The following is a 15,272-nucleotide window of genomic DNA, read 5'->3' as shown; positions in this document are numbered from 1 at the left end:
GTCTTTACAACGATTGGGTACTTGCAAAGGTAGCCCGTTTATCTACTTTTCCCGTGGGAGTTTCGCGAAATTTTTCCACCCTAATCAGCTCCTTGGGGATTTCATAAGGGCTTAAGAAAAAAGCTAACCCTTTTTTTAAGGCTTCTACATCCACCACTTCCGAGGTTTCAAGCACTAAAATCAATCGTTGACCCAAACGCTCGTCGGGCTTCCACCACGCAAAATACCGCGTGGAGCGATTCCAAACCTGTTCAAAAGCCCTTTCTACCTTTTCCAACTGAATTTTTATACCACCACTATTGATGATATTATCGGCCCGACCCACAATTTGAAAGTGACGTTCACCCGTAAATACGACCACATCATTGGTTTGCACCCATTCCCCGTTGGTCACGTCCCCCCTGACTCGCAAACAGTTACGTTCATCAACGGCAGCTTCTATTCCCGTCAACAACTGGTACGATTTGTCCGCTTCAATAGCCTCGTTAAGGCGTTGTAAAGCCACGTGCGATACGGTTTCTGTCATTCCGTAGGTGCTAAATACCAAAGCTCGCACGGTTTTTATTTTCGTCAATAAAGGCCCGCTTATCGCCGCTCCACCAACCAAAATCACCTTCAATGAATCAAGGCGTGACGGTTGACTCTCCAACAGGGTTTCGATTTGAAGCGGTACAAATGCTGCAAAATCAACGTCGGTTTCTTCGGGCAATGCCTCAAACGGCTGCGAAGACGGCGATACAATGTACATCGTCAGGCCGATTTCCATGCCCCGCACGAGCATCATTGTGCCTGCAATGTAGGCCACGTTTAAGCAAACGAGCGCGGCATTTCCTTCCTGCAACCCCAGTGCTTGCGCAGTCATACGGGCACTGGCCTTCATTTGAGCGCGCGTAAGCATAATGGGCTTGGGCTGCCCCGTAGACCCCGAGGTATGAAGAACAAAAGCTGTTTTCTCCAACGCCCAATCACGACAAAACTCCCACGCCTGCCGAAAATACGGGTCATTGGGCGCGGGAGTTTGCAGTATTTTTGCGGGATGAATTTCGTAATACATTCTCACTTTTAAACAATAACCTCAACCACCCCCGTAGAGGCATCAAAGGAGGTTTTATACGATGTAAGCGGCTTGGTGGCGGGGCCAGTCTGCACGGCCCCTCTGTCCGTAAAAACCGACCCGTGATTTGGGCACACAAAGGTACTGTTTGAACTTACATAATTTACGGGAGTTCCTTCGTGGGTACATGCCTGAGAAACCGCAATGACGGCTCCCTGCAAAGTACGCGCAATGATGATTCCCTTGTAGCGAATAAATCCACCCGCGGTACGGAGGGCGGTATAATTGGGGTCGTTAACATTCAGCGTAAAATCATTCGTCGGCGTTTCATCACCTGGCTTGGGATCATCGGTTCCTCCAGTACTGCACCCCGACAAACATTGTTGTAATACAATGGCGCCTACACTTACTCCAACCAGTTTGAAAAATTCTTTCCGGTCCATAACCGTCGTTTTTTGCTGCGTAATCATTTGTTAATGAGTTTTATACATTCACGTTTTCTAATTAAACATTCTCTGTTTAAATGCGTTTAACAGTAACCTATTTTAAACAAAAACGATGCTGTTTTAACAAATAAAAGGTTGTTTTCTTACATTTATTCACTAATTACCTATGGAAACGTAAGGGGGCAAAAAAGATTGTAAAAATGAAAAAATTGATTGGATTGTGCGGTTGGCTGTTGTTTCAAGGCAGTATTTATGCCCAAGGTTTTTATTCTACCAACTTACCGATTGTGATGATTGAGACGGAAGGGCGAACCATTGTAGATGAACCCAAAACAACCGTCAAGATAAAAATCATTTACAACGGTCCCGACAAAATTACCTCCCTCACCGACGCCCCCAACGTATACGACGGATTTGCTGGCATTGAATTTCGTGGTTCTTCGTCGCAGATGTTCCCCAAAAAATCGTACGGTTTTGAGCTCCGCGACGCACAAGGCGAAAACAAAGAAGTAGCGCTGTTGGGAATGCCCAAAAACGAAGATTGGATTTTGTTTGCATCTTACAACGAGAAAAGCCTTATTCACAATGTGTTGGCAATGAAGATGGCCAATGATTTAGGAATGTACGCCAGCCGAACCCACTACGTAGAACTGGTCCTAAACGGTCGTTATGAAGGCATTTATGTATTGATGGAAAAGATAAAACGCAGCAACGGGCGGCTCGGAATCACCAAAATGTCGACCACCGACAACAGCGGTGATGCCCTCACGGGTGGCTATATCTTTAAAATCGACAAAACCACTGGCTCAGGAGGTAGTGCGGGTTGGTACTCTCAAATCCCGCCGTTGAAAGCAAGTCGCGGGCAACGTACACTGTATTTGTACGAGTACCCGAAGTTTGACGACATGACGGGTGAGCAACGGCTCTATCTTCGAAACTACGTCACTACCGCTGAATCAGCCCTCAACGGGGCCACATTTCGAGATTCCGTCAACGGCTATCGACGTTATTTTGACCCACTTTCATTTGCGCAGATATTTCTGGTCAATGAAGCTTCCAAGAACGTAGACGGGTACCGAATCAGCAGTTTTTTTCACAAAGAACGCGACAGTAAAAAAGGAAAAATCAAAGCGGGTCCAGCTTGGGATTACGATTTGGCGTTTGCCAACGTAGATTATTGCCAGGGCAACCAACCCTATGGCTGGGCCTATCTTTACGGCGATATTTGCCCAGACGACAATTGGCTGATGCCTTTCCAGTGGAAACGCATGTTGGAAGACCCTTATTTTGTCAATACCCTTTACGGTGAATACAAACGGATGCGCGCGGGCCCGTGGAAAACCGAACGCCTAAATGTTTATATCGACTCACTAGCCACTACGTTACAATCCTCCCAACAGCGTAATTTTCAGCGGTGGCCCGTTTTGGGGGTATATCTTTGGCCTAACCCTAAGCCTGTTCCTACCACTTGGCAAGGCGAAATCAATGAGCTAAAAAACTGGCTTTCGGCCCGACTAGCGTGGCTTGATGCCTCCATGCCCGGTACGCTGACGTCTATCGACCCTAGCCCAGCAGCTACCGAAATCAGCGTAGAATTGGCCCCCAACCCTTTTTCAGAACAAGCTCGATTGGTACTAAAAACCCCGCGACCGATGGAGATATTGACAGAAGTATTTGACATAAACGGTCGGTTGCTTGATACCAAACTTCATTTTCTGGAACATGCCAAGAACGAAATTTCATTGCCCATAACAGGACCTTCAGGCACGTATATTTTACGCATCCATACGCCCCGAGAAGTGCTTCAGAAGAAAATGATGAAACGATAAACGGTTATTCGATGCCCGCCGCGTAAGAAGGAATGGTATCCAACAAAAAAGCCTGCCCGTCTTTTACTTCAAAAACAAAATAATCCATTCCGTTGCTTATCAATACGTAGCGGGCTTTCAAAATGGAATTATAGCGAATCGCCTGTTCAAAAACCACGTCGTTGAGCGAGATGTGCGGGGCTTTGCATTCCACCAATAAAAAGGGAACCCCTTCGCGGTCATAAATTAATATATCGGTGCGTTTGGCCAACTGGTGATAGGTTAAGCCGCTTTCGGTCCGAATCAGGGCTTTCGGAAAACGATGCTCGCCCATGAGCCAATGCAAGACGTGTTGGCGCACCCATTCTTCGGGCGTTATCACCACGTATTTGCGCCGTATGATGTCGAAAATGTAGGGTTTTTCGCCGATTTTTGTAACTTTGTACTCAAAGGCGGGCAAATTTAACTGTACCATCTTTTGCGGGATTTGTAAGACATTGATTCTTACAAATCTTTTTTTTAACCTATCCTTCCCAGAAATCAACAACAAAACTAATGAAAACCAAAGAAGAAATCGTAGAAAATTGGCTCCCCCGCTACACAGGCACTCCGCTTGAATCGTTTGGAGAATACATCCTGTTGACCAATTTTATCAACTACGTACAGATGTTTGCCGACAGATACAGCGTAGAAATACAGGGTCAGGGCCGCGCCATGCAAACCGCCACTGCCAACAATATCACCATCATCAATTTCGGAATGGGTAGCGCCATGGCCGCCACGGTCATGGATTTGCTGTCGGCGGTTTCGCCCAAAGCAGTATTGTTTTTAGGAAAATGTGGCGGGCTGAAAAAGACGCAAATCGGGGATTTAGTGCTCCCCATTGCGGCCATTCGCGGCGAAGGAACCAGCAACGATTACATGCGCCCTGAAATCCCAGCGCTGCCTTCGTTTCGCTTACAACGCGCCGTCTCCTCGGTGATAAAACAGCACGAACTGGACTATTGGACTGGCACGGTGTACACCACCAACCGCCGCATTTGGGAACACGACGAAGTGTTTAAAGATTATCTGCGCGAAATCCGTACCATGGCCATTGACATGGAAACCGCTACCATCTTTACGGTCGGTTTTGTGAATCAGATACCACACGGGGCATTGCTGCTGGTTTCTGATAACCCGTTGGTTCCAGAAGGAGTAAAAACCGAAGAAAGCGACAAAAAAGTAACCTCGACATTTGTGGAACGCCACCTGCAAATCGGTATTGATTCTCTCATCGAATTGGCCAGTTCGGGCGAATCAGTGAAGCACTTACGGTTTGAGTAAAAAATTCGTTTGCCCCTTCATACAAAAGCGCAACCGGGAACTCCGATTGCGCTTTTGTTATATAAACCTACAAGGCTTTGCTATTAATTACAATAATCGCTGATTACTTTATAGGCTTGCGTATAACCCAATTCTCCCGCTTTCGAGAGGTCCATGCAACCGCTGTTTTCGTCGCCAAGGCTGTGCTTGATTAGGCCGCGTACATAATATGCTTCGGCGTATTTAGGGTTAAGTTTCAAAGCACTTGTACAATCCAAAACAGCACCGCGCTGGTCGCCCATCGCCGATTTTACCATTCCCCGCGTAAAATACGCTTCGTAGTAAGTAGGGTTTAATTCAATGGCTCGGTTTAAGTCTACGATGGCACCCTTACCGTCTCCTTGTTTGTTTTTACCCACTGCTCTTGCAAAAAGCGCTTCCGAACGCTCAGTCGACAGTTCATTAATTTTGTTGCGCTCTTGCACCACGCCTCTCAGTTCATCCAATATAGTACGCGAAATTCGTCCAGCATACACTACTTTCGAATCCGTCGGTGTATTGTTAAGATCAACCGCTTTGTTTAAATCGCTGATGGCATCGCGTTGGTTTCCTAATTTACTTTTACAAAACCCACGACCGTAATAGGCCCGGTGATTTTGAGGATCGAGCGTGATAGCTTGGTCAAAATCGGCAATGGCTTCTTCGTATTTTTCTAATTTACTCCGCGAAAATCCTCGGTTATAAAACGACTCAGCCTCATCTGGTTTTAGCTCAATGGCTTTTGAATAATCCGCCACGGAGCCGTTAAAATCATTCAATTTAATCCGAGCATATCCCCGACCTGCAAAAGCCGACGGGCTTTTGGGCGTGAGGTCAATCACCCGCGAAAAGTCGGTTAATGCGCTGGTAAAATCTTCAAGTTTCAATTTTACGTTTCCTCTTGCATACAGTGCCCCCGCGTTGTTGGGCTCCAACTCCACTGTGCGGTTCAAATCTTGCAACGCCCCCCGGTAATTTTCAAGGCGAGAACGGTTGATTCCCCGCTGATAATATCCCTGAGAGTCATCAGGGTTTAATTCAATAGACCTCGAGAAATCCTGAATAGCCGAGCGAAAGTCATCTTGCTTAGCCTTGCTGATTCCACGGTATAAATAAGCGTCTGAATATTTAGGGTTAAGTTCAATCGAACGATCAAAATCCAAAATGGCGCCTCGATTGTCTTTTAGGTTGGCCTTTGCCATGGCACGGTTGTAGTAGCTGGGGGCATTTTCTGGACTCATAGAAATGGCCTGATTGAACGCCTGCAATGCCGCCATAAAATCTCCCGCTTTACTTTTTGTCACTCCTTCTTCAAAAAACTCAGCCGCAGTTTTTTGGGCTTTTACAAGAGTTGGGAATACCAGAAACAGGGAAAAAACAAATAACAAAATAGGATTTTTTTTCATTGTAAAAGGGGTAAAATTAGAAGGTGAACAGGGATTCAGCCATCAAAACTACCTAAATTTTAAACGTTTTTCCAACTTGGCACCAAAATTATTTTCCAGTAAAAGGCATACTACCCAACCCAATACCCTACTCCGAAGAGCACCACAAACAACAAGGTAGAGAGCGCCATCTGTTTTAAATACGGGTCTAATTCACGCGGATTTTTTAAACGACTTACCGCCAAACCATTACGAATAAATAAAGGAAAGCTCAACAAAAAAAGCCATTGAGGAAGGGCCTCGAAATGGAAAAACATGTACAAAACACCACATAACATTCCTCCTCCCAACAACAACCAATGGTAGACAATCGCACGCTCACGCCCTAGTCTGACGGGCACCGAGCGCTTGCCTGTCAACGTATCTGATTCAATATCACGAATATTATTGATGTTTAAGACCCCCACGGCAAACAAACCACAACTCGTAGCCGGCAAAAGCAACGTCCAATCAAACGTTTTGGTATGTAAATAGTAAACACCCAATACTCCCACCCATCCAAAGAAAATCAGTACCGACACATCTCCTAGGCCAGCGTATCCGTACGGGCGCTTGCCCGCCGTGTAGGTGATTGCCGCAATAATGGCCAAAACGCCTAATCCCAAAAAAGCCGCAAACGTTTGCCAAGTAGCATCTTTGAGGGCTTCATACAACAGTCCGATTCCACTCACCAAGGAAATTACGGAGAAAACGATGATGGCCCTTCGCATGGCATCTACTGAGATTGCGCCCGATTGCACCGTTCGTTGCGGACCTTGCCGGGCTTCGGTGTCTTTTCCGTTGACGGTATCGCCATAGTCGTTGGCAAAATTTGAAAGTACCTGCAAACAAATCGTGGTTACCACAGCCAGAATGGCAATGGTCCAACTGAATTTTTCGTGCGCTGCCGCCAAAAAACAGCCCATCAATATACTCGATAACGCTAAAGGCAGCGTCCGCAAACGTGCTGCTTCAATCCAAGGTTTTATCATTTAATGCACTCTTTTTAGTCTTTTGCCCTCAATGAGGGGTTTTTATTCAATTTTAAACTCTTAATTGTCAAACGTTTAACAATTAACTATTAACAATTCCCCCGCACTTTTTGGTGCGTTGTTTACAATTTCCTAATTTTGCAGCGGCAAATCGGAACTACCAGCTCCTGCTGAATCCCCCAGGTCTTGACCGAAGCAAGGGTAGGTGGTCGTAGCGGTGAGATTCTCGGTTTGCCATTTTTTGTTTTTATTCCGCAAACGTCGGCGAGGTCTTGAACCTCGCCGACGTTTTTTTATACCACCGCCTCCCACAAAACTTCTACCGGATGCAGCGCTGTTCGCCCTGTACCATCATGAATCTGGTGGCGGCAACTCGTTCCGGGCGCGGCAATAATCACTTCTTCAGGTTGGCTGCGAACCGTCGGGAATAATACCAATTCTCCGATTTTCATGGACAAATCATAATGCTCTTTTTCGTAGCCAAAACTTCCCGCCATGCCGCAGCAACCACTTGGAATAAGGGTTACTTCGTAATTTTTGGGCAACGAAAGCATCTTTTTTGTCGGTACCATCGAAGCAATCGCTTTCTGTTGACAATGCCCGTGTAGCTTTATTTTTTTGCTGTCGGCTGTAAACTGCTTACTGCTTATTCTTTTTGCGTCTATCTCACGCGCCATAAACTCATCAAACTGTAATGCATTTTGGGCCAATTGCTTCGCCGCTTCCATCAGTTCTTCGCTGACCAAGTCAGGATACTCATCGCGGAAAGTCAAAATGGCAGAGGGTTCAACACCTACGAGTGGCGTTTGCTCGGTAATTAAATCCTTAAGCAGGCGCACATTTTGCTCCGCAATCTTTTTGGCATCTTTTAATAAACCTTTCGACAACTGAGGGCGCGCGCTTGGTGCATGGTCGGGAATGATGACTTCATAGCCCAGCTTTTCTAAAAGCAAAATGGCTTTCTTGCCGATTTCAACGTCGTTATAATTCGTAAACTCGTCGCAGAAAAGATAAACCCGTCGATTTAAAGACGAAAGAGGTTGCTTCTCTGCAACGTGTTTCTTAAACCATGACTTCAGGGTTGTATCATGCAGCAATGGCATTGTTCTATCAGGGTGAAAACCAACCACTTGATTAGCGATACGGCGCAACGGCGCATTCTTAAAAATCAGATTATATGCCCACGGAATGTAACTGGCAATACCCGTCATTTTGGAGAAATTCCCCACCAGCCATGACCGCATCGGCACGCCGTTGATATCATAATATTGCTGCAAAAACTCCATTTTTAGCTTCGCCACATCTACGTTTGACGGGCACTCGCCTTTGCAGCCCTTGCAGGCCAAACAGAGATCATATACCTCTTTAATTTCTTTATGGTCAAAGCGGTTGGCTTTGTCGGAACGTGTCAAAAATTCGCGCAGCACGTTCGCCCGGGCCCTCGTGGTATCTTTCTCATTGCGGGTTGCCATAAAGCTCGGGCACATAGTCCCACCGCTGAGCTGCGTTTTACGGCAGTCGCCTGAGCCGTTACACTGCTCGGCGTGTTGTAGTACATTTTGATCGGGATAACGGAAATAGGTTTTAAACTCTGGCGTTTTCTGCCCCGCTTCGTAGCGCAGAAACGTATCCATCGGCGGCGTTTCTACAATTTTGTTCGGGTTAAAGATATTGTAAGGGTCCCACGTATGTTTGATTTCTTTAAACAATTCGTAGTTTTTGGGGCCCACCATCTGCGGAATAAACTCCCCACGCAAACGCCCGTCGCCGTGCTCACCCGACAGCGAACCGTCGTATTTTTTAACCAAGGTCGCAATCTCCTCCGCAATCATCCGAAACTGCGCGTGGCCCTCTTTGGTCTTGAGATTAATGATGGGTCGCAGGTGAATTTCACCCGAGCCCGCGTGGGCATAATGCACCGCCGACATGCCATTTTTGTGCAGAATCTCGTTAAAATCACGAATATACGCGGGTTGGTCGTACACGTCTACGGCCGTATCTTCGATGACCGCAACGGCTTTTTCGTCGCCAGGCAAGTTGGCCAAAAGCCCCAAACCCGCTTTGCGAAGCGTCCAGATTTTCTTGGTATCATCGGCATGAAGCAACGGATAATGAAACCCGATGCCTTGCTTTTCAAAATCCGCAATCAATTCGGCAGCAACGGCTTCTACTTCTTCTTTGGTATTTTGGGAGACATCCACCACTAAAATAATGGGAAACGAACCGTCGGCCTTCCGCTTCACAAAGAAGGCATTTTTACTCTGCTCGGGATTCTCAGCCGCACATTCCAGAATATAGTTATCAATCAATTCTACGGCCTGAGGCTTGTATTTGAGCGCCGTAATGGTAGAGCGCAAGGCTTCGTCGATGGTATTAAAATGCGCACACACCAAGCCCTGGGCTTTGGGCGGTGGCGGAATAATGTTGAGCTTTATTTCGGTCAAAAAGCAAAGCGTTCCTTCCGACCCCGCAATCAAACGACACATGTTAAACGCTGGACCATCTTCCGTAAAGGGCTGACAATCCAACAGCATATCTAAGGCATAGCCAGTATTTCGGCGCTCAACGGATTTTTTGGGGAAGTTCTTTCGGATTTCCGCTTGGTTTTCAGAATTCGAGAGAATTTCAAATGTTGTAGCATAAATAGCTCCTTCGAGTCCTTCTTTGGGTAATGATTGAGAAGCCAAAGAGTTAAAAACGACCTCACTCCCATCAGCTAGCAATGCCTTCACTTCCAATAAATGTTCGCGGGTAGAGCCATAAACCACGGAATTGGAGCCGCAGGAATTATTTCCCACCATCCCACCAATCATGGCGCGGTTGGCAGTAGAGGTTTCGGGACCAAAATACAGGCCATAAGGCTTGAGTGCCATGTTGAGTTCGTCCCTAATCACGCCCGGCTGCACGCGCACCCAACGTTCTTCTGGGTTGATTTCCAGTATTTTGGTAAACGTCCGCGACACATCGACCACGATGCCATTCCCTACAACTTGCCCCGCCAACGACGTTCCAGCGGTGCGTGGAATGAGCGACGTGTGATGTTTGCGCGCAAAGGAAATCAGCGTTTTGAGGTCTTCAATGTCTTGGGGAATAGCCACGGCCTGCGGCATTTCACGGTACGCCGATGCATCAGTGGCATAAAGCGTACGCATCGTACTGTCGTAATGAAGTTCGCCTTTGAGGCGTTGAGCTAATTCAGAAAGTGGTAGGTGAGTCATTGGTGAGCTTTCGAAATCTTCAGCGAAAGCACAAATTTACGACCTCTGTTTTTGTTATGCTAATTTGATTTTAAACGCAGGCAATTGAAATGCCCTCAGTAGGGGAAGAATAAAAAACAAAAGCTCCGACCTTAGAAGATCGAAGCTTTTACCAAAACAGACATAACACATAAACGCCGAAGCCTTTAAAATAGTTTTAGGCTTGAAAAATAGCTTTGTAATTTTTCACTTTTATCAGAATTTCTGATAAATTATCGGAAAACCGATAATTACGCCTGTTTTTTGGCAAAAATACGCACACTGTTTCGCGGCTAATTCGGCAACAAAATGAATCAAAATTTCTTGATGGTTACCTTGCCTCAAATGCCTCCCTCAACTCCTCCCTATCATCAAAATGGTGTTTTACGCCCTTAATCTCTTGGTAGGTTTCGTGGCCTTTACCTGCTACCAAAATGATGTCGTGCGGCTGCGCCAACGATACCGCATAACGAATGGCCGCGCGGCGGTCTTCGATGACTTTCATTTTTTTATAATCCACGGGTGAGATTCCAACTTCCATCTGCGCCAAAATCGCCATGGGTTCTTCATTACGCGGATTGTCGGACGTAAGAATCACTCGGGTGCTCAATTCTCCCGCAATACGCGCCATTTCGGGGCGCTTAGTAGCATCACGATTTCCGCCACAGCCTACGACCGTAATCACCTGCTGGTCGCCTTCACGAAGTTCATTGATGGTTTCCAATACATTTTGAAGGGCATCGGGCGTATGGGCATAATCCACGATTCCTACGATGGCATCCGCGCTGACAACTTGCTCAAAACGGCCCGGTGGCGGAGTAATTGCCGATAAAGCCGTAAGAACCTGCTCCTCGTCCTCCCCCAACAACAACGCCGCACCATACACCCCCAACAAATTGTAAGCGTTGAATTTACCAATCAATTTAAACCAAACTTCTTTGCCATCAATTTCCATTTGAAGACCAAAAAGGCTATCGGAAAGCAGCTTTCCTTTGAAAGTTGCGATGGTTTGGAGCGAATAGGTTTCTTTGCGAGCTGCGGTATTTTGCACCATTACCCCGCCCCGGCGGTCGTCGATATTGACGAGCGCAAAAGCGTGTTTGGGCAACTGGTCAAAGAAGCCTTTTTTGGCTTTGATGTAATTGTCAAACGTTTTATGAAAATCAAGGTGATCATGAGTGATATTGGTAAAAATACCACCCGAAAATAGTAACCCCGCAATACGCTCTTGCGCCACAGCGTGAGAGCTCACTTCCATAAAACAATGCGTACAGCCACGCCGTACCATTTCGGCTAGTAATTCATTGATTTTGACCGAGTCGGGCGTGGTGTGCGTAGACGGAATAACGTCATCATCAATTTGGTTTTGTACCGTTGAAAGGAGCCCCACACGATAGCCCAATTGACGAAACAGCTTGAACAAAAGCGTCACGGTCGAAGTTTTGCCATTGGTACCCGTTACACCCACCAATTTGAGTTTTGACGAAGGATTATCGTAAAAATTGGCCGCCAAAAAGCCCATCGTACGGGCAGAATCTGCCACATGAATGTAAGTGATTCCATCGGCCAAATCAGCGGGTAGGTCTTCACACAAAATCGCCGATGCACCCATTTCAATCACTTTCGAAATAAACTGATGCCCATCTACTTGCGTGCCTTTTTGAGCCACAAACAATGAGCCCGCAGCTACGCGCCGCGAGTCGAATTCGATACTTTTGATTTCGGTATCAGTATTTCCAATCACCAAAAGGATTGGAACACCCGCCAATATTTCTTGAAGCGTCTTTGACATCTTTAACTGCGTTCTTTTAGTTTTAAAAAACGAGGATTTCAGAATCCTCTGGGTTGGTTTTGAGAAACCAACAGCACTCACTCATATCCTCACTTCTCCCGCTGAATATTTTTCAGCTCCAACTTACTTTCTTTGCGCACAAAGGCCTGCATTTTATCCAACAAATCCTCAATATTGTCGGCAACAATCAACAAATCGCGGTTTTCAGGTTTAAGAAACCCTTCTTCTACCATTACCTCTAGGTGCGCCAACAAGTTGTTGTAAAAACCGTTGTAATTGAGGACACCTACCGGCCCGTGAAAAATTTTCAACTGCGCCCAGGCCAAAATCTCGAACATCTCGTCGAGGGTTCCGTAGCCACCTGGCAAATTAATAACGCCATCCGACAAAGACACCATCTTGGCTTTGCGCTCATGCATTGTATCCACAAAATGAATTTCGGTGAGGGTTTGGTGGGCTACTTCCAACTCCGCCAAAAAATTAGGAATAATGCCCGTCACCTGTGCGCCGCCCGCCAACGTGCCGTCGGCCACGGCCCGCATCAGGCCAAGGTTGCCGCCTCCGTACACTAAATTAATGCCCCGTTTGGCCATAGCCAGACCTACTTCCGTAGCCAATTGGAGATATTCAGGACGCTTGCCCGCGTTGGAACCACAATACACAACGATTGATTTCATGTTTGAAAGAATATGCTTTTGAGCGCAAATATCGGGAACGAATTTGACCAATACTAACGGAGGTCATTGCTGAAAGGAACGAAAAAACTATTTTTGTTGTGAATCTGACAAGATAGATTTATATAAAAGCATGAAAGAGCTGAAAGCAATCATTGACGCGTACGATCACTTAAATCCTGAAAAAACCAAAGCTGCCATCGCAACCGTGGTGCGCGTCGAAGGCTCTTCTTACCGACGCACGGGCGCACGAATGCTGGTCATGGACGATGGCGTGTGGGTGGGCGGTATAAGCGGCGGCTGTTTGGAGGGCGACGCCCTCAAACGCGCCCGGCTGGCCATGGCCAAATCTCAGCCGAGTTTGGTGACCTACGATACCACCGAAGACGACCAACACCAAATCGGCGTAGGATTGGGCTGTAATGGCGTTATCGACGTACTGCTTTCGCCCTTAGAAATCGGCAACCCTAACAATCCCGTTGAAATTCTGAAAAGCTGCATGGCCGAGCGCCGTCAAACGCATATTTTACTGACCATCATTGGTTTGGAGGATGAATACAATGATTTGCGAGCGGGTAGCATGGTTCGCTATACTGGGTCAGAAAGTCTGAATGTGTTTGGCGACCGCGGCTTACAGCAAAACATTGAAAAAACGATTCATAATTTCGCCCAAAAAGGCCGCTCACGACCCGCTACCTTTGGCCTTGCCGACGGGCGTGAAATAGAAATATTCATTGAAATTCTCCCTCCCGAAGTTCACCTTGTTTTGATGGGGCACCAATACGACGTGCTACCCTTGGCCCGGCTGGTCAAAGAAATCGGGTGGCGAGCCACGGTGGTGGCCAATCCGCAGAAAATCATGCAAAAGCTCAGTTCCTTGGCCGATGCCATTGTTACTCCTGCCGAGTTTGATTCGATTCTCATCGATGAGCATACTGCCACCATTTTGATGTCGCATGATTTCAAAACCGATAAATACAATTTACCCAAAGTCCTGAAAACGGCCGCTGCGTACGTCGGAATGCTGGGGCCACGCGTACGTTCTGAAAAGATATTTGACGAACTGGCCCAAGAAGGAATTAAGATTTCGGAAACCGACATGGAACGCATACACGCACCTGTCGGTTTGGATATAGGCGCCATTTCGCCCGAAGAAATTGCCCTGTCCATTGTCGCCGAAATTAGGGCTGTTTTCTCCGACCGCAGCGGCGCAGCTTTGCGCTTACGCACTACCCCCATTCACGAAAGAGACTGATTTTATGGAATTAACCACCGTTACGGAAGCCACCCGCATCATTTTAGAAAACAGTATCGACTACGGTACCGAGTATGTGCCCTTTACCGACGCCCACCGACGGGTATTGGCCGAGCCGCTCGTAGCCGACCGTGACTTTCCGCCGTTTGACCGCGTCACGATGGATGGCATTGCTATTCAATGGCAGAGTTATGCCAATGGGCAACGGGCTTTCCGGGTCGAAAGTACCCAAACCGCGGGCGAAACACAGCACACTCTTTCCGACCCCAACGCCTGCATTGAGGTCATGACAGGGGCAATGTTGCCCATCAACACCGACTTAGTGATTCGGTACGAGGATTTTACCATTAAAGACGGCATTGCTCAACTCAACGCCGACGTAAGAGAAGGACAAAACGTGCATTATCAGGGCGAAGACCGCCGAGCGGGTACTGCTATTATCCACCCTCACACGCTTTTGGGTCCACCCGAAATCGCAATTGCCGCCAGCATCGGGGCGGTCCAAGTTGCCGTCAAAAAGTTGCCATCGGTGGTCATCATCACCTCAGGCGACGAACTGGTGGCGGTGGAGCAAACACCCCTGCCCCACCAAATTCGCAGTTCAAACGTGCATTGCATAGCTACCCTGTTGAAAGACTACCGCATCAACGTTGATTTTGTCCATATTCCCGACGATTTGTCGGCCACCCAACAGGCCATTCAAAACGCCCTTAGCCAGTACGACGTGCTGATTTTGTGCGGGGGAGTGTCGCAGGGCAAAAAGGACTTTATTCCTAAAGCACTGCAAGCCGAAGGAGTCGAAAAATATTTTCATAAACTCAGCCAACAGCCCGGCAAACCGTTTTGGTTTGGTCGCAAAAACAACAACGTCGTTTTTGCTCTGCCCGGCAACCCAGTCTCTTCTTTTGTCTGCGCTCGTCGGTATTTTATTCCGTGGCTACGCAAGTCATTGGGGATTCCAGCAATGGATAATATGTATGCTGCACTATGTGACGATTACGTATATAATTCACCCCTTACCTACTTCCTGCAGGTACAATTATTTCAGGAAGGAGCAACGCTGATGGCTCGGCCTCTGACGGGCCACGGCTCTGGAGATTTCGCAAATCTTATTGATAATCAAGGATTTTTGGAGCTTCCAAAAGAAAAAAATACGTTTAAAAAAGGAGAAATACTCCCAATATGGCGATATGGATATTGAATATGATTTTTAACAGATACCGCTTGATAACTATTTCAAAAAAAGT

At 47.0% G+C, this 15,272-nt stretch carries 12 protein-coding genes; 4 read left to right on the top strand and 8 right to left on the bottom strand.

Features of this window, described 5'->3' with window-relative positions; translation table 11 throughout:
• Positions 1 to 4 precede the first annotated feature (4 nt).
• Both GVN20_RS02660 and GVN20_RS02655 read right to left on the bottom strand, forming a co-directional pair.
• Positions 5 to 1,054 carry an AMP-binding protein gene (locus GVN20_RS02660; protein ID WP_166556834.1) on the bottom strand — a complete coding sequence of 350 codons (1,050 nt, stop codon included), beginning with the start codon at positions 1,052 to 1,054 and terminating at the stop codon, positions 5 to 7.
• A gap of 8 nt (positions 1,055 to 1,062) precedes the next feature.
• Positions 1,063 to 1,524, bottom strand: a complete 462-nt coding sequence (locus tag GVN20_RS02655) for a ubiquinol-cytochrome c reductase iron-sulfur subunit (protein ID WP_206023182.1) — start codon at positions 1,522 to 1,524, stop codon at positions 1,063 to 1,065.
• A gap of 176 nt (positions 1,525 to 1,700) precedes the next feature.
• On the opposite strand from GVN20_RS02655, the gene GVN20_RS02650 reads away from it, so the two are divergent.
• The gene (locus tag GVN20_RS02650; RefSeq protein WP_166556833.1) at positions 1,701 to 3,329 is read left to right on the top strand and encodes a CotH kinase family protein; all 1,629 of its coding nucleotides are present in this window, start codon (positions 1,701 to 1,703) and stop codon (positions 3,327 to 3,329) included.
• A gap of 4 nt (positions 3,330 to 3,333) precedes the next feature.
• Here the strand turns inward: GVN20_RS02650 and GVN20_RS02645 are convergent, their stop codons facing one another.
• Positions 3,334 to 3,783, bottom strand: coding sequence for a type I restriction enzyme HsdR N-terminal domain-containing protein (locus tag GVN20_RS02645; RefSeq protein ID WP_166556832.1), 450 nt, complete (start codon positions 3,781 to 3,783; stop codon positions 3,334 to 3,336).
• A gap of 80 nt (positions 3,784 to 3,863) precedes the next feature.
• On the opposite strand from GVN20_RS02645, the gene GVN20_RS02640 reads away from it, so the two are divergent.
• On the top strand, positions 3,864 to 4,634 hold the full coding sequence (locus tag GVN20_RS02640) for an AMP nucleosidase (protein ID WP_166556831.1): 771 nt from the start codon (positions 3,864 to 3,866) through the stop codon (positions 4,632 to 4,634).
• An 83-nt stretch (positions 4,635 to 4,717) separates the two neighbouring features.
• Here GVN20_RS02640 and GVN20_RS02635 read toward each other — a convergent pair whose 3' ends face one another.
• The 5 genes from GVN20_RS02635 to GVN20_RS02615 form a co-directional block, all read right to left on the bottom strand.
• Complete coding sequence (locus GVN20_RS02635) at positions 4,718 to 6,058, bottom strand: tetratricopeptide repeat protein (protein ID WP_166556830.1); 1,341 nt, start codon at positions 6,056 to 6,058, stop codon at positions 4,718 to 4,720.
• 110 nt (positions 6,059 to 6,168) lie between these two features.
• Entirely contained in the window at positions 6,169 to 7,068 is a 900-nt protein-coding gene (locus GVN20_RS02630) for a 1,4-dihydroxy-2-naphthoate polyprenyltransferase (RefSeq protein WP_206023181.1), read from the bottom strand.
• A 293-nt stretch (positions 7,069 to 7,361) separates the two neighbouring features.
• Positions 7,362 to 10,286, bottom strand: a complete 2,925-nt coding sequence (locus GVN20_RS02625; RefSeq protein WP_166556829.1) for an FAD-binding and (Fe-S)-binding domain-containing protein — start codon at positions 10,284 to 10,286, stop codon at positions 7,362 to 7,364.
• Positions 10,287 to 10,635: 349 nt separating this feature from the next.
• Positions 10,636 to 12,096 (bottom strand): UDP-N-acetylmuramoyl-L-alanyl-D-glutamate--2,6-diaminopimelate ligase, encoded by a 1,461-nt coding sequence (locus GVN20_RS02620; RefSeq protein WP_166556828.1) that lies wholly within the window; start codon positions 12,094 to 12,096, stop codon positions 10,636 to 10,638.
• Between the two features lie 89 nt (positions 12,097 to 12,185).
• Positions 12,186 to 12,773 (bottom strand): TIGR00730 family Rossman fold protein, encoded by a 588-nt coding sequence (locus GVN20_RS02615; RefSeq protein ID WP_166556827.1) that lies wholly within the window; start codon positions 12,771 to 12,773, stop codon positions 12,186 to 12,188.
• 130 nt (positions 12,774 to 12,903) lie between these two features.
• Between GVN20_RS02615 and GVN20_RS02610 the strand changes: the two genes are divergently transcribed.
• Both GVN20_RS02610 and GVN20_RS02605 read left to right on the top strand, forming a co-directional pair.
• Complete coding sequence (locus tag GVN20_RS02610) at positions 12,904 to 14,025, top strand: XdhC family protein (RefSeq protein ID WP_166556826.1); 1,122 nt, start codon at positions 12,904 to 12,906, stop codon at positions 14,023 to 14,025.
• Positions 13,940 to 15,226: a molybdopterin molybdotransferase MoeA gene (locus tag GVN20_RS02605; protein ID WP_229598948.1), complete on the top strand. Its 1,287-nt coding sequence runs from the start codon at positions 13,940 to 13,942 to the stop codon at positions 15,224 to 15,226. The genes GVN20_RS02610 and GVN20_RS02605 overlap by 86 nt, the downstream gene beginning before the upstream one ends.
• Positions 15,227 to 15,272 lie beyond the last annotated feature (46 nt).

The organism is Runella sp. CRIBMP (assembly GCF_009905605.1).
In the GTDB taxonomy this organism is placed as follows: domain Bacteria; phylum Bacteroidota; class Bacteroidia; order Cytophagales; family Spirosomataceae; genus Runella.
Note: the sequence above shows the minus strand (reverse complement) of the source record. Positions and strands in the feature narration are given on the sequence as shown.